At 53.3% G+C, this 15,605-nt stretch carries 14 protein-coding genes; 9 read left to right on the top strand and 5 right to left on the bottom strand.

Annotated features, from left to right (window positions below; genetic code table 11):
- Nucleotides 1-696: 696 nt before the first annotated feature.
- Complete coding sequence (locus AC1RS8_RS12940) at nucleotides 697-1,035, bottom strand: hypothetical protein (RefSeq protein ID WP_489340412.1); 339 nt, start codon at nucleotides 1,033-1,035, stop codon at nucleotides 697-699.
- A gap of 313 nt (nucleotides 1,036-1,348) precedes the next feature.
- On the opposite strand from AC1RS8_RS12940, the gene AC1RS8_RS12945 reads away from it, so the two are divergent.
- The 5 genes from AC1RS8_RS12945 to AC1RS8_RS12965 are packed head-to-tail and all read left to right on the top strand — an operon-like array spanning nucleotide 1,349 to nucleotide 6,383.
- Nucleotides 1,349-2,821 carry a c-type cytochrome gene (locus tag AC1RS8_RS12945; RefSeq protein WP_489340413.1) on the top strand — a complete coding sequence of 491 codons (1,473 nt, stop codon included), beginning with the start codon at nucleotides 1,349-1,351 and terminating at the stop codon, nucleotides 2,819-2,821.
- 49 nt (nucleotides 2,822-2,870) lie between these two features.
- On the top strand, nucleotides 2,871-4,643 hold the full coding sequence (gene ctaD / locus AC1RS8_RS12950) for a cytochrome c oxidase subunit I (RefSeq protein WP_489340615.1): 1,773 nt from the start codon (nucleotides 2,871-2,873) through the stop codon (nucleotides 4,641-4,643).
- Nucleotides 4,640-5,332 carry a cytochrome c oxidase subunit 3 gene (locus tag AC1RS8_RS12955; RefSeq protein ID WP_223503598.1) on the top strand — a complete coding sequence of 231 codons (693 nt, stop codon included), beginning with the start codon at nucleotides 4,640-4,642 and terminating at the stop codon, nucleotides 5,330-5,332. The genes ctaD and AC1RS8_RS12955 overlap by 4 nt, the downstream gene beginning before the upstream one ends.
- A 6-nt stretch (nucleotides 5,333-5,338) precedes the next feature.
- Complete coding sequence (locus AC1RS8_RS12960; RefSeq protein ID WP_057715333.1) at nucleotides 5,339-6,052, top strand: heme-copper oxidase subunit III family protein; 714 nt, start codon at nucleotides 5,339-5,341, stop codon at nucleotides 6,050-6,052.
- Between the two features lie 13 nt (nucleotides 6,053-6,065).
- Nucleotides 6,066-6,383, top strand: coding sequence for a cytochrome C oxidase subunit IV family protein (locus tag AC1RS8_RS12965; protein ID WP_057715332.1), 318 nt, complete (start codon nucleotides 6,066-6,068; stop codon nucleotides 6,381-6,383).
- 36 nt (nucleotides 6,384-6,419) lie between these two features.
- Here AC1RS8_RS12965 and AC1RS8_RS12970 read toward each other — a convergent pair whose 3' ends face one another.
- Together AC1RS8_RS12970 and AC1RS8_RS12975 are read right to left on the bottom strand one after the other, a co-directional pair.
- Nucleotides 6,420-6,980, bottom strand: coding sequence for a hypothetical protein (locus tag AC1RS8_RS12970; RefSeq protein WP_057715331.1), 561 nt, complete (start codon nucleotides 6,978-6,980; stop codon nucleotides 6,420-6,422).
- A gap of 130 nt (nucleotides 6,981-7,110) precedes the next feature.
- Nucleotides 7,111-7,404, bottom strand: coding sequence for a hypothetical protein (locus AC1RS8_RS12975; RefSeq protein ID WP_057715330.1), 294 nt, complete (start codon nucleotides 7,402-7,404; stop codon nucleotides 7,111-7,113).
- Between the two features lie 335 nt (nucleotides 7,405-7,739).
- Between AC1RS8_RS12975 and AC1RS8_RS12980 the strand changes: the two genes are divergently transcribed.
- The 4 genes from AC1RS8_RS12980 to AC1RS8_RS12995 all read left to right on the top strand — a co-directional run bounded on the left by AC1RS8_RS12980 (nucleotide 7,740) and on the right by AC1RS8_RS12995 (nucleotide 13,334).
- A complete protein-coding gene (locus tag AC1RS8_RS12980; protein ID WP_489340414.1) occupies nucleotides 7,740-9,080 on the top strand; it encodes a tetratricopeptide repeat protein in 1,341 nt (446 codons plus the stop codon).
- A 562-nt stretch (nucleotides 9,081-9,642) separates the two neighbouring features.
- Complete coding sequence (locus tag AC1RS8_RS12985; protein WP_489340415.1) at nucleotides 9,643-10,293, top strand: DUF2459 domain-containing protein; 651 nt, start codon at nucleotides 9,643-9,645, stop codon at nucleotides 10,291-10,293.
- Nucleotides 10,294-10,793: 500 nt separating this feature from the next.
- Nucleotides 10,794-11,840, top strand: coding sequence for a hypothetical protein (locus AC1RS8_RS12990; RefSeq protein WP_493162780.1), 1,047 nt, complete (start codon nucleotides 10,794-10,796; stop codon nucleotides 11,838-11,840).
- A gap of 309 nt (nucleotides 11,841-12,149) precedes the next feature.
- Nucleotides 12,150-13,334 carry a hypothetical protein gene (locus tag AC1RS8_RS12995; protein WP_493162782.1) on the top strand — a complete coding sequence of 395 codons (1,185 nt, stop codon included), beginning with the start codon at nucleotides 12,150-12,152 and terminating at the stop codon, nucleotides 13,332-13,334.
- A 181-nt stretch (nucleotides 13,335-13,515) separates the two neighbouring features.
- Here the strand turns inward: AC1RS8_RS12995 and AC1RS8_RS13000 are convergent, their stop codons facing one another.
- Together AC1RS8_RS13000 and AC1RS8_RS13005 are read right to left on the bottom strand one after the other, a co-directional pair.
- Complete coding sequence (locus AC1RS8_RS13000; protein WP_493162784.1) at nucleotides 13,516-14,061, bottom strand: hypothetical protein; 546 nt, start codon at nucleotides 14,059-14,061, stop codon at nucleotides 13,516-13,518.
- A gap of 176 nt (nucleotides 14,062-14,237) precedes the next feature.
- A complete protein-coding gene (locus AC1RS8_RS13005) occupies nucleotides 14,238-14,777 on the bottom strand; it encodes a hypothetical protein (protein WP_057399584.1) in 540 nt (179 codons plus the stop codon).
- Nucleotides 14,778-15,605 lie beyond the last annotated feature (828 nt).

Genomic DNA, 15,605 nt, shown 5'->3' on the forward strand with positions numbered 1-15,605 from the left:
GAACACTCCAAGGGTCAATTCCATCGCCAGTACAGCGGACAACGCCAGCGTCATCACCAACGCGATAAACATCAGGCCCAACTCGGCCAGCTGCTTATAAAGGGCCATCGGCCGTTTCGTGATTCGAGCAATTGATCTATCAGTGGAAGCCATCACTCATCCTCACTTTTGCGTGGAACACGCACCACAGGCTTGACTTGGGCAGTAAGGCGATGGAACCGCATGGTGTCGCGCGTTTCATTTCCTACCCCTCGCGTCATGCCGAATCCGGCGAGCCCCGCCGTCTCCATGATGTCCGGGACGACAGCTGTTGCGGGTACCAGGGGTGGTGCAACTAATGAGCCATTTCAATAGGGCGAAGAAAAAACTCAAATTAATTAACAAGCTGTTTGCGAGGGGTTTCAAGCGAGAGAAAGGGGGGAGGGGGGAATATTCCTCAAAGTTGGTGGTAAACGCCTGGTTGGGTGGGTGTAGTACCCCATTTTTGGAGAGAGTAGCGGCCCTGTTTCACCGATTGTTTTTGGTAGGGGCTACTTGTCCCTGAGGCGAGGTGGATTTAACGGGGCGGAAGGGCCGCTTCTAACTGTGGTTTCAACCGGTCGAAGCAACACACTGAATTCTGTTTAATAGACGAGTGAGTTTTCGGCACCGCACATTACCCGAGGAGAAACATCGATGCCGAGAATCACGTAACCGCTACTCAAGCAGCTGATCTATCAACACCGCATTGGTGTAGATCAAACTGCCGTCACTCGCCCGGTGTCCAACCAGATGGAACTGTCCGCGTTCGTGGTGCAAATAGACACGCATCTGACAGTCGGACAAGGGGGCGTATCCCTCGGGCATGATCAGATCCATCGAGTCCATATCGACATTGACCATGGCTTCCGGCTCGTGGGTCTTCTGCAAGCGCTCTTCGGCCTGCTCCAGACGGAGGTGCAGAGGGCCGTCGACGTAGAAATGAACTTCCCCCATCGGGGTGGACTTTTGGGCGCCGCTGGTTTTGCACCAACCTTCGATCGTCAGGGCACTCATGACGAAACCTCCCATGTGGATTGCTGGAATCTGTAGCTATCGTTCCTGCTCGATGCCATCACTTATGTTGGATGACTGCACAAGGGCAGGGTTCGATTTTGGCGCCGCTTCTGGCCGACCCTGCTGTCCGTCATCAGACATTCAGTATAGCCGGTCGCCGGGCCTCGCTTGCCAACCTCACGTACAACCCGATGGGCTCTATACTTCTTACTGACTTTGCCGCCCCGATGGGTGGTATTTGTCTGCCCTGCTTGGACGTCAGAGGCGATGCTTTTGCATAACCAATGAACAACAGGAATAGGATGAAGAGGAAATGGCAATAGCAATTGTCCTGATACTAATCGTTATTGCATCAGTGCTATTCCACATACTGGCGCCTTGGCACGCGACACCGGCAGCTTCCAACTGGGGTTCCATAGACACCACCCTGTTCATCACCCTGATCATTAGCGGAATATTTTTCATTGCCATCACGGTATTCATGGCAGTAGCGGTGATGCGGTATCGTCACAAGGAGGGTGCCAGGGCGGCCTACCAGCCAGAAAATAAAAAGCTGGAACTGTGGTTAATTATCATTACGTCGGTAGGTATTGCCGGGATGCTGGCGCCAGGCCTTGTTGTCTACAACGACTTCATCCGGGTACCGAAAGAGGCTTACGAACTTGAAGTGGTCGCCCAACAGTGGCAGTGGGCCTTTCGTTTTCCCGGCCAGGACGCAAAGCTGGGCAAATCGGATATCAGGTTTATTGATGCCGCCAATCCCTTCGGCCTTGATCCCAAGGATCCTGCAGGGCAGGACGATGTGCTTGTAATGAATAATGAAGTTCGCCTTCCGCTCGACCGGCCGGTGAAAGTCTTGTTGCGCGCTAAAGATGTCCTGCACGATTTCTATGTACCGCAAATTCGCAGCAAGATGGATATGGTGCCAGGAATGGTGTCGTACTTTTGGTTTACGCCAACTAAAACCGGAAAATACGAAGTCCTTTGCGCTGAGTTTTGTGGTGTAGGTCATTACAACATGCGCGGCCATATGATCGTGGAAGAGCAGGGCGTCTTCGATCAATGGCTCAACGGCCAGCCGACTTTTGCGCAGACATTGACGACAACTGCCAAACCCGGTCGCGACAGCGTGCTGGAAAAAGGCCGCCAGTTGGTCGAACAGCTCGGCTGCAAGGCCTGCCATAGCCAGGATGGCAGTGCCAGTCTCGGCCCGGGATGGAAAGGGCTGTACGGCCGCACTGAACAGTTTGCCGATGGCACCAGTGCGGTGGTCGACGAGGCCTACCTGAAAGAGTCGATTCTCGATCCGAAGGCCCGGCTGGTACAGGGCTACCCGCCGGTGATGGTGGCCTATACTCTCAAAGACGATGAACTGGGCGCTGTCATCGCCCTGATCAAATCACTGGGTGCTGCGGGGCAAGACGATGAACCTTCGACCGGCGAAGCGTCGAGCCCGGGTGAAGACCTGGTGGCGCAGGGGCAGCGACTGGCCGGCTCGCTCGGCTGTCTGGCCTGCCACAGTGTCGATGGCAACAAGGGCGTCGGCCCCAGCTGGCAGGGCCTGTATGGCAAGACGCAAACCCTTGCCGACGATACGAGCGTAAAGGTCGACGAGGGCTATATCAAAGAATCGGTTCTGCATCCCAATGCCAAAATCGTCAAGGGCTATGCAGCCGTCATGCCGGCCCTGGCTCCGAGTGACGAGGAGCTCAATGCACTGATCGCTTTTATCAAATCCAAAGCGAATGCTGACGCAGATGCGAGCAAGGCGGAGCCAGGGAAGTAGCCGTAAAACAGCCAGGAATGCACTGAAACTTCGGCAGGAGGATGACGTGATGGCCTATGCGGAGCAAGCCGAGACAGAAGCACTGCACGAGCCCAAGAGTTTCCTGACCAGATATATCTGGAGTCAGGACCACAAGGTCATAGCCATTCAATATTCCTTGACGGCCATCTTCGTGGGTCTTATCGCTCTGGTGTTGTCCAGCTTGATGCGCATGCAGATAGGTTTCCCCGGCAGTTTGGCGTTCATGGACGCCAGTACTTACTATCAGGCGATGACCATGCACGGCATGATCATGGTCATTTACTTGCTCACAGCCTTGTTTCTGGGTGGTTTCGGCAACTATCTGATCCCGCTGATGGTGGGCGCCCGCGACATGGTCTTCCCCTATGTCAACATGCTCAGCTACTGGTTCTACCTGGTGGCGGTACTGGTGTTGCTCAGCAGTTTTTTTGTCCCTGGCGGCCCCACAGGTTCGGGCTGGACGCTCTATCCGCCACAGTCCATTACCCAGGGGACACCGGGGGTCGAGTGGGGCATTGTCCTGATGCTCGTCTCACTGGCGATTTTTATCGTCGCCGCCACCATGGGCGGGTTGAACTACGTCACCACGGTGTTGCAGGCGCGCACGCACGGCATGACCTTGTTTCGCATGCCGCTCTCGGTATGGGGCATCTTCATGGCCTCGATCATGGCCTTGCTGGCCTTCCCGGCGTTGTTTGTCAGTGCGGTCATGATGCTGTTCGACAAGCTGTTGGGCACCAGCTTCTTCATGCCGGCGATGATCTCGCTGGGGCAGCAGCTCGATCACCAGGGTGGCAGCCCGATATTGTTCCAGCACCTGTTCTGGTTCTTCGGCCACCCGGAGGTCTACATCGTCGCTCTCCCTGCGTTTGGTCTGGTCTCCGACTTGATCAGTACCCATGCGCGTAAAAATATCTTCGGCTACCGAATGATGGTGTGGGCCATTATTGCGATTGGCGTACTCAGTTTTGTGGTCTGGGCGCACCACATGTATGTCAGTGGAATGAACCCATACTTCGGCTTTTTCTTCGCAGTCACCACCTTGATCATCGCGGTGCCGACGGCGCTGAAAGTCTATAACTGGGTACTGACCCTGTGGCGCGGCGACATCCACCTGACTGTGCCGATGCTGTTTGCCCTGGCCTTTATCGTCACCTTCCTGGTCGGCGGTCTGACCGGGTTGTTTCTCGGCAATGTGATCGTGGACATCCCGCTCTCGGACACCTATTTCGTCGTGGCCCATTTTCATATGGTCATGGGGGTAGCCCCGGTACTGGTGGTGTTCGGCGGCATTTATCACTGGTACCCGAAAGTCACCGGGCGCATGTTGAACGACACCCTGGGCAAGTTGCATTTCTGGATAACCTTTCTGGGCACCTACGCCATTTTCTTCCCCATGCACTACTTGGGTTTCCAGGGCATGCCACGTCGCTACTACGCCTATGAAAACTACGCGTTCATCCCGCAGTCCGCGCAAGACTTGAATGCCTTCATTACGGTGATCGCATTGACTGTCGGCGTTTCCCAGTTGCTGTTCTTGTTCAACCTGGCCTGGAGTGCATTCAAGGGCAAGCCCGCAGGCAGTAATCCCTGGGGTGCGGCCAGCCTGGAATGGCAAACGCCGGACACCCCGCCGAAACACGGTAACTGGGGAGAGAAGTTGCCGGTCGTGCATCGCTGGGCCTATGACTACAGTGTGCCGGGGATAGAGCAGGATTTCGTGCCGCAAACGGTCTCCGCTGAGGAGCTGGAGCAGATGCGGCAACTCAGTGCCGGAACCAAGGCGGACATCAAGACATGAACAGGCTGCTATTGAGAAACGCCGACGGCGCTGATCCCGGCGGTAGCTGGAGTCGCGACCCTGAGGGTATTCCGGCCGCCGAGGATGCCGATAGAAGGCAAACCGCAAGGGTAGGCCTGCGCTTGTTTCTGGTGGTGGTGAGTTCGTTATTCTTCCTCTTCCTGATCGCCTTTATTGCCCGTTCTCAAATGGCCGACTGGCTACCCCTGACAGAGCCTTTGGCGCCGTTAGGCAATCTCCGGCCGCTCTGGCTGAATTCGGCTTTTCTGGTATTGAGTTGCATCGCACTGCAATGGTCGCGTATGGCCGCCCGAAAGGCTCGGCTGGGCGCAACGGTCATTGGTTTTGCATTGGGGGGTGTGTTTGCCATTGCCTTTCTGGCGGGGCAACTCTGGGTCTGGCAGCAGTTTGTCGCCTGGGGCTACTTTGTCGCCAGCAATCCGGCCAACAGTTTCTTCTACCTGTTGACCGGCCTGCATGGGCTCCACCTGCTGGGCGGGCTGATCGCCTGGTGCTGGATCGTCGCCAGATTTCTGCGTCATGTGCCACTGGCGCAGCTTGGTGCCAGCGTAGAGCTCTGTGCCATCTATTGGCATTACTTGCTGGGCCTTTGGTTCGTGCTTTTCGCGCTGCTGGCCAGCACGCCGCAAACCTATGAAGCCATCGCCAGATTCTGCGGCCTGAGGTGAACAGTCATGGCATTGCACCCACAAGCCCAAGTCGAATCCAGTTCATCCAATCCACCAGGTTCGCCGCCTGCACCGGGATGGCAGGGCATCGCCAGCGATTGGTCCTCGGATAAAGAGGCCTTCAAGCAGGTGCCCTGGGGCAAGGCGATGATGTGGATATTCCTGCTCAGCGACACGTTTATATTCACCTGTTTTCTGACCGGATACATGTCGGTACGCATGACCATCACCAGCGCCTGGCCGAACCCCAGTGAAGTGTTCGCATTGACGATCGGCGGCAAGGAAATCCCGCTTATTCTGATCGCCATCATGACCTTTGTGCTGATCAGTAGCAGCGGCACCATGGCCATGGCCGTCAATTTCGCCTATCGCCGTAATCGCGCGAAAACCGCGGCCCTGATGCTGGCGACCGCTGCCTTGGGTGTGACTTTCGTCAGCATGCAGGCATTTGAATGGAGCAAGCTCATCGCAGAAGGGGTGCGTCCCTGGGGGAACCCCATGGGAGCGGCGCAATTTGGCGCCAGCTTTTTCATGATTACCGGTTTTCACGGACTGCATGTATCAATCGGCGCCCTCTACCTCAGCATTGTGGCGCTGAAGGTATGGCGCGGAGATTATGAGCGCTCCGGCAACTATCAGAACGTCGAGATAGCCGGGCTTTACTGGCACTTCGTGGATCTGGTGTGGGTATTTATTTTTGCATTCTTCTATTTATGGTAGAGGAGCACGGGTGATGGCACATGCTCAGGGTCAGCAACATCCAATCAGTTTGTACCTTAAAATCTGGGGACTGTTATTCGTCCTCAGCACGCTGTCGTACCTTGTCGACTATTTCCACTTCCATGGCTACCTTCGGTGGTCCTTGATCATCACTTTCATGTTGTTGAAGGCAGGTTTGATTGTCTCCATCTTCATGCATATGGCATGGGAGCGCCTGGCATTGGTCTACGCCATACTGGTGCCACCGTTGTGTTTACTGGTGCTTATCGGGCTGATGGCCTCCGAGGCAGACTATATTTTCCTCAGCAGGGGCATTTTCTTTGGCCAGTAGGCAAGCAGCTTTCGGATGGCCTTGAGTCCCCAGGCGCTAACCCGATATCACTCGCTTGAACTGATGCCATTTGTGCTGCCAGGCCACTGTCCAGTGGGGGGCTGCCGTTCCCGTGCCGGCGATCTTCAGCTTCGGATGCTGTTTGATGACCTGGTCCAGTACCGATTCCTGATTCGGTTCAACATCCACGAAGAAGATATGTTTGCCTTCTTTTACTGCCTGTTTGAAATTGCGGAAGTGAGTGTTCGGCACCTGGAACCCAAAAAAACCGCCTTCCCAGATGCAGAAGCCCAATACAACAATGGCAAGGAAGATAAAGGGCATCCAGCCTGCGGCGGATTCGGTCCAGCCCATCCAATAGGCGCCACCCAGGACCAGCGCTGCGAGTGGCACGCCGATCACCGCACCAATCTCACCAGAGTGAACAGCATCCTGTTCCATCAGCGAGCTGATCTCGTGGAGGTGATGTTCTTCTACATCAGCAACTTTTTCACTGAGTACATGAATCTGTTCGGAATTGATGCCGCTGGCTTCCAATTCATATTCAACGTTTTCAAGATCGTTGAGATTGTCACTGATGTAATAGTGTCGGTTCATGCCACACCTCCCATCTCGGGTTTGCTGCAGACCTCCTCTGTCCGGCAGCACTTGGCAGCTGTACTGTGGGGAACGTTGCACACCCGGTGCAATTTGAAAAAAGTATAGCACTCACCATCCTGCGGACCGGTCACTGGCTGATCTGCACAATGACCGGACCTTCCGTCACGATCGGCGGGTTCGCGCGGATATTCGATGCATTTTTCTGAATCCAGTCACGCGCGACTTTCAGGCTCGCATCGCTGCCGGCCTTGTCCGTGCAAACAGTCACCGCTGTACCACCATCACCCGTATTCAACAGTGTGTAGCTGACGAGGCCAGGCACTGTCCGCAGGGTCGCTTCGACGTCGGCATTGCGCTCTTCCAACAACTCGAAAAGCTGCTTTGCTCCAGTACCCAGGTAGGTTCTTATAACCGCATACATAGTCGTCTCCCTTGGGAGTGTCGCCTTGATGCCAATCCAGATCCGTTGATGGCCGCTATTACTCAAGGCTTCAGCTCGCCTTGATTTATTAAGCTTAGCCAAACGTCGGCGACAATCGTAATGCAACGACCACCGGCCATTTTTGGCCGATTGCTGCATGTCGGGAAGGGCTGAAACCGACCCATAGCGGCCCTCCATGAGGGGCAGAAACCGGCCAGGAGCAGCCATTCACGTTTCGTCGGAAAAGTGTCTCTGTGCCAAATTCGGGGGGACAATCGAGAGCGATCTACACATCTCGATCATGTATGCCCTTAGGGCGTGGTCAGGAGGAAACCATGAGCAAACGCGACAAGCGTGGCAATCCTGTTTCCTATGGCTCGCAGGAGGCAATCGATGCTCTGGATAGAGCTTGCGACTTGCTGCATGCCTACCAAGCCGATCCTCTGGCTGCGGCTGACAAAATTATCGCGGAGCACCCGGATTTTGCGCTGGCCTACGCCTTTCGTGCTGGCGCGATTACGACTGCGACCGACAAAGCGTTTGACTCAGAGCTGTTCAAGAGCTTGGACGCGGCAGAGCGGTTGGCACCGAAAGCGAATGATCGCGAGCGACAGCATATCCATGCAGTACGCGCTTGGTTCGGCGGCGACTGGGAGCAAGCAATCGAAATCTGGGGGCGAGTTTCGATCGAGCACCCCCGCGACCTGCTGGCACTGCAATACGCCCATTTGGGCGACTTCTATCTAGGTTACTCCCACATGCTACGTGATCGCGTGGCTCGAGTGATGCCGCGCTGGGATAACGACGTTCCTGGCTTTGGCTTTGTGAAAGGGATGTATGCCTTTGGCATGGAAGAGGCAGGGGATTACCGGCAGGCCGAAGAGCAGGGTCGCGAGGCTGTTGCCTTGAACCCGCAGGATGGTTGGGCAGTGCATGCCGTCACTCATGTCATGGAAATGCAGGGCCGTAGCGAAGAGGGGGCTAAGTACCTTTCATCCAGCGCCAATGCTTGGGCTCCCAATAGCATGTTTGCCTTCCATTTGTGGTGGCACAAAGCACTATTCCTCCTTGAGGCTAATGACGTGGCTGGCGCGCTTCGTCTCTTTGATGAGGACATTTCAGCGGGTGGATTTGGTCAAGCGCTTGAGCTACTTGATGGATCAGCGCTGCTCTGGAGACTCTCCCTGCTTGGTCATGACGTTGGAGATCGGTGGAAAGGACTGGCCACAAAATGGGAGTCTCGTTGTGAAGACGGCTTCTACGCCTTTAACGACGTGAACGCGATGATGTCATTCGTGGGTTCTGGAAACAGTCGCGCACAAGCTCAGCAGTTGGATGCCCTGAAGCGGGCCGCTGCTGGCAGTGGTACCAACGCCATGATGAGTAGAGAGATTGGTGTGCCAGCGTGCGAAGGGTTGGTGGCGTTTGGTCGTGGGGATTACGCCCAAGCTATAGCGTCGTTGATGCCGCTACGCGCCAAAGCTAACCGCTTCGGCGGTAGTCACGCGCAGCGTGATGTCTTCTCATGGACGCTGACCGAAGCAGCTATTCGCCTTGGCAACCGCGCACTTGCCGAGGCACTGGTTGCCGAGCGCCTTGCATTAAAGCCTGAGAGCCCGATCAACCGCGCCTGGAAAATGCGCGCTGGTCAATTACAGTCACTGCATGCGGGATAGCAGGAAGACAATCATCCGCACACTGCGAAGGCTCGTTCGATCTCGTTTGCGACGAGGGATTGGAGGCGCCACATATTGCGATCATGAATTCCGTGCTCTTGAAGCATGGTGACGGTTCGCAGCAGGTATTGTGCAGCCGCCCCCCAGTGCCCCGCAGCGTGGGCGAGTATGTGGGCTAGGTGAAACACCTTAGTGATGAAACTCCTGGCGGCCAGTGTTTAGGCTAGTGCACGCAGTTGAGGCAGCAAGGTGCATCCGTATACCGTCTACTACAGAACGACGCTTACTGATGACCGCTCTGGGTCGAGAGTGTGTAAAAACGCCTATGCGAACACTTGCTATGATTTCTGAGGATTTCATCGCAAGGATCGCCCATGTAGCGCTTTATTCAAGGTGAACAAGGTCAAAGCACCTTACTTCCTGAACGCCTCGACGACCAACCGGCCGTGCGGCCCACGAATGCCTGCTTGAGGGCGTGAGCCAGCTTCTATGCTTGTATACAGCGCCAACCCCCCGCTGGGGTTTTCCCACGTTTCGTTAGCGAGCCTCCAAGCCCTTGTGTATGCGCATTGTAGTGCTGGCCCTGGTCCTCACGCTGTTCGGCTGCGCTACCGCGTCGGACCCGCCGAGGGGCAAGGGTGGCGATTGGCGGTCCTTCTATGTAGTAAATCATGGCCTGCATACCGGGTTGGCAATTGCGCGCCCCGATCTACTTCAGGTGCTTCCCGCACTGGCCGAAGAGTTCGGCGACGGCGACTTCGTTGAGTTCGGCTGGGGTGACGAGGACTTTTACCGAGTCCCACAGGCCACCTTGAGCCTCGCCCTGCGAGCCTTGTTCGGGTCGACGGCAACCGTGCTGCATGCGGTCAAGATTGACGGGGACCCCAGGCGACGTTTCGCCGCAAGCGAGGTCATCGAGGTGCGGGTGACGGAGGACGGCTACCGACGACTGCTCGCGTTCGTGACCGGGACCTTCACCCACTCAGCGACGGGCACCTTGGTGGTGCTCGGGCCTGGCCTGTATGGAGAGAGCCGGTTCTACCAGGCCGAGGGTAGCTATTCGCTGTTTTATACCTGCAATACCTGGGTCGCAGAGGCGCTGGCCGCGAGCAACTGCCCAATGTCGCCTACAGCGGTGATTACGGCGGGGAACGTCATGTCGCAGTTACGCCGGGCGACAGCGGTCGGTGCATCCTGCCTGGCTACCCGCTAACCCGTGCCTGACGGCGGGTGTGTATTCCGGTGATGCTGACATCCAATTCCAGTGAATGTGACCCACCCAAAATCCTGTTTGCGAAATTGCATCCCACGTGACCATCCGTATTCGTTCCCACCGACCAGCCAATTGCATTGGTGCTGACCACCGTTTGCATCAGGCATTGACCAATACCCGCCGAAGAAGCGACCGGCAGAGAACGGCCACAAGCGGGCATTCAACAAGCGCTTCGAAACGCCCCCTTAGAGGGGCTCCCTCCCTTATTCAGCCGAGGCGTATTCGAGTTAAGCCAAAGGACAGCAATATGGATGTCGGAACAGCGAGTTTCTGGAATCGTTAGCGCAGGATCTAGACTTAAGCGGGTGGCCCTTAGCCGCTTTTTCTAGAGTTTGATCTATGCTTCTCTTCGTCTGGAGAGGTTACAGCTAGCGCCCGGGTGAGCCGAGCTAACTCTACTAACGCAGGATTGTACGGCCTGGTTGGCCAAGGAAGATAATATGTGGAAGGCCTTAGGAGTGTTTTTAGTGGGAAGCACAACTCTGTCTGGATGCTCGCTCTGGTGGAAGGCCGAAACGCCAGGAGAGATGTATGGGTGGAACGCCTTAAAACCTCCTAGAGAAAATGCTTTGGGACGACAGTTGTTTGCAGGAGGCAAGGTGGGCGATCCGGTGATAGACCTCACTCCCTCTAACATAGAAATGAGCCCCGCACTTGGTACAGCTAGCAACGAGGTATATTCAAAGTCAAATGCTCAGCTGGAACTTATTGCAAAGGGTGCCTCTGCTAGTTTAGGGTATGATTATGAATCTGCTAAAAAAGTGGAGTCGAATGAGTGGAAAATCCTACAAATAAAGGACTTTGCCTACTATTTACCAGTGGAACAGCGCTTTATCTATCAGTGCCTGACGGCGTCGAAATACAACTTTGAGCTTACAAATAAAAGCGGTGCCAATGCGACTCTTGATGCCGGTCCGTTGGCTAAAATATTTGGCGTAGATGAGGCTAATATTGGCTTTACCTCTAATCCCGACAACCCAGACAAGCTAACGGTCTCCGTGGACAATCCAAATGTTTGTCTCGCCTATGTTTCTGCCTACTTTAGAAACGTAACTAAATGGATGGAGGAAAGCATCTCTGAAAAATATGTTGATATAACAGCAAAAAATGGGTCCGAAAAGTATTCAACCACATTCAGCTTGACTCCCGGGCAAAGAAGTTGGTTTCGAGCCCCTGAATACTCAGGTAAGGAGTCACCTCATAAGCCATGGTATCGCATTGCCTCTATAGTTGATCAATCAGGAAAAGCCGAGCTTGAAATATGCAAGCAAAATAGAACAGGCAGGAGGGACTACAGTTGCAGAACACTAGATAAAAAAAGCGACGGGCAGTGGGATCACCTTTACCACATAGATACTTTTTCGTTTGGCGACAATATGTACAAGGTTATTACTCTCGATATAGATGCCAAAAGGTTAGAGAACAACATTATTCATGTTGAGTACGCTAAATTATCTTTTCCCGAATACGAGCTGATACTTAAGTGATAGCTAGGTTTAGCGAAGTGAATTCGAGTTACGGTCACAAACGCTAAATAACGAAGCGTTCATTTTCACTGCACAACTACACAAAAAACGCCGCATAGCCCGCGTTTCTGGAGCACCTCAAAACAGCATTCAGTTCCGCTCGGATCAACATTCATCACCGCGATTCAGAGCACAGCCCTTACCACCGTTTGCCCGAGGACCTGGAGCGGCCGGCGCCCAATGCACGGTACCGCACATTAAGGGATCTAGAAGACGCGCGGATAATCCTTGCGACTTTGGACCCAAGCCTTGCAGGAGTCCTTTCATCTCATGGCGAAGCTAATAGCCTTCACAGCGTTTCTACTGCTGGGGATTCCTCTCGAACAAGCCGCCGCCGGAAGTGCAGCGCTGAGAATATTCTGGTCAGAAACCATTCCTGGGGGGAGAGACACGCAAGACGCTCTTGCTATTCGAGGAATCTCGCTCGACGCCAGCGGTTCAATAGTGGCGTTAGGAAATAAAGGGGTATCGCAATCGATTCTGTTGCGGCCCAGCGAAGCAGGTCCTGGATCTATCATTGAACTAGCAACTCAAGGGCAGGCCTTACAAATTGTGCAGGGCCCCGCTGAGACTCTTTGGCTTGCCGGTCTAACAAACAGGCGAATGTACGTCCCCGGCGGAACGATGGCAGATGCCTATCTCGGAAGGCTCGATCCACAGGGGCGAATCGTTGCGGAATACTCTTTTAGCTCGATCCGATTTCGCGTCATCAAAAGCGTGACCTCGCTCGACTCAGGCGAATTGGTCGTCGCCGGCCGTGACGGTGCTGAAAATTGGCTGGCGGCTGTATCGACTCAGGGCATGCTCTTGTGGCAACGAAGATTAGGACTCGGAATAGAGGTGGCTGTTTCAGCAGTAGGTGACCAAATCGTAGCGGCCACCATTGCAGGTAGGCGCGAGGACAACAACAAAAAATACTGGAACGATGTGAATGTCCTAAGTGTTGACCGCGCAGGACAGGTAATTGGCTGGCAAACGGTTAGAGCAAACATCAACAGCCATTCTGGAAACCGTTCAGGAACGGTTGCGATGGTAAAGTCACGTACTGCGTTTTATGTACTATCGAGTTGGCACGATACTCAGAGCGCGAAGCCGCTGGAAATCACAAAACTCTCCCTCGACGGTTCTATCTCCTGGCGCAAGGAGCTTTCGCGCTCAATATCGCAGGAGAGGAATAAAACCTGGAGATCCTGCAATCAAGGGCAGATGGCTCTTGAAAATGACGACCTCTTAGTCGTGTGTTCTATCGAAGCGCAGATTCTGGTTTTTCGGCTCGACGCAAAAAATGGTGACGTGACAGTCATGTCCGTACCATTACCCGAATGCCATGAAGGCCGGCCGGCTGCGCTCTTCCTGACGCAAAGGAAGAATGGGGCGATCTGGATTTTTGGTTCGAGGCCGGACAGTAACGTAGGGAAAAGTTGCACGTGGCTTGGAGAGCTATCGCTTCCATGACGATTATCTGCTTGGTTTTGTAGACGCCTCCAAGCCTTAAAGTTAGGCCACCAGGAAGTTAATTGCCCCTGTCTCCCTAGACATAGGAAGATGTCTGACGGACAGCTATGGGTCGGCTTCAGTCGGTCGTGGCAAGCAGCAATCGTCCAGAGGTAGTCACTATGTCAAAGTTGAGTCGCAGTTACGATTTTACGCTACTTTCCCTGATGGCCATGGCCTCTGAAAATCCAATTGATTGTTCGGCGTACTCAAGAGGGATACCTAATTTTTCAGAAATCGGTTTAAAAATTCTGGCTAACTTGCTGCGTGACATTGACTGTATGCCTAAGGGACATTTACCGTTCACACCCACTAAATAGGCTTGATAATGCGAAGCTTTCGGAATACTAACCAACTGTACAATTATCGCTTTAAAATCTCCAACATTGTAAATATCCTTGCGAACTCTATTCTTAACTATTACTGACTGCCTACCCTTATCAATCATCGTGCATGCTGTTCGAGCCAAAATAGCTTCGCGCACCATAATAACCATAACAAACGGCAGCATGGCCATCATCAAACAAGCAATAGATCTAACGAAAACACCATCCTTGCTCATAAAAAGCGCCCAAGACAAAAAAAGTCCGATCAGGGTTAACGGTATCAACACAATCACGAAAAATAGGAGATACAAAAAATTACCACCCGTTATTTTTATTACACCTCTTTGCACAACAACCTTCATAGACTCAAGCCCCGCTGATTATTTGATAACAACGACCGCGATGCGCTGGGTGCGACTGGTGAATACGCTGGACACATCAAGCAGTGGGCCAAGCTCTAGAGGAAGAGTCGCGCCGAGCTCATTTCCTCCAATTATTAATTTCATGCCACTTAACCCACTTATCTTTAACGGATTCTTCAACTGGAAAACACATATCGCCCCTTGACTTTTCTCGGTGTAAAAAAAGCCAAATCCGGAAATAATTTCTGGCGGACGTAAAATACATAAGCAAACATTCCGAGACCTATGACCGAGCCGACAAACATTATAATCGAGCCTGAAATCAACCCTTCCACCTGCCTCCCTGCCGAACCCAATGATAGAATAATGTATGTGTTGTAAGCGCCTGCCAGATGGTTGTAGAACCCCCAGACAAACAAGAGTGGGACGAGTGCGCCCAAACCGCCAATTACCCATCTGGCGTTAGGTCCAATAGTTGACCCTATAATAAAGCCAACTAGAAGAGCGAGTGCAGCTTGGATAAACATTAGTGTAATAAGGGCATTAACCTTGCGATCATGTATATCGCAGAGGTAGGGGTCAGCTGTTGAAGCGATCAAGCGGGCAAGCAACCTGTCCTTGACCCCTTGGCCTGATAGCTGAGCGAACACTTCCGATCTGGGTACTCCGGACGAGAGCAGGTCTTTTACTTTGGCTTTAGCTTCTTTTGTTTTCATATAAGTGACGACTCCGTGGCACAAGGGCAAATTGTGATGACGCCTGAAGAGAGGTGATCACGTTTTCACGAGCCTGCTGGATTGCGATCCCCGGCACTGCGTACAGGTAACTGACCAAGCATAGCCACTAATTTGCCATCGTGATTCACGACAGCAGCCATGGCCGCTTTTTACCTTTCCGGACTGACCGCCATGGGCCGATTTCTGTCAGTCACGAAGGGCAGCTATGGGTCGGTTTCAGCCGGTCGTGGCAGGCTGCAAACGGCCAAAAGGAGTCATTCGGAAGTGAAACTTGGCATAAGCTACCCGATGGTTTTATCAATAACATTCTAGAACCAGGTAGCGCCGGTAAATTACAAATTAAGCATGCTGCTAAAAGTTTATCCGGCTTAGCGGAATGAAGCCTTGTTTCTGCACGGTCACATTACCGTAAAGATATGCGCTTTGAAAGCCAGTACAAGGTACCTTGGACGAATGACTGCTTTTATATATGGATTCAACCGGTGGATGCAACAGATTGACTAAATCGTTCAGCGAACGTTCTTTACCAAAACTGCCCAGCTTACAAAACGAGTCGGAACTGAGCTGCATCGCTCAACATTTCCCAATGTGTAAAGAAGCGTTATGGTAGTGGACAGCAACTAGTACTGGTCTAAAATCTAAAGAGATTCAATAAACCTTGTGCGTCAAACAAAATTTCTAAATCCGTCAGCACATTTGAGGGTGGTGAAGTCAATGGGGCACTATTTTAATGCGAGTAATCAACTCAGGAAAAGAGGAACGTTATGAAGCAGCTAATGGCATTTTTAATAATCGCCAGTGCAGCCC

Source organism: Pseudomonas sp. GW821-FHT12A04 (assembly GCF_058807755.1).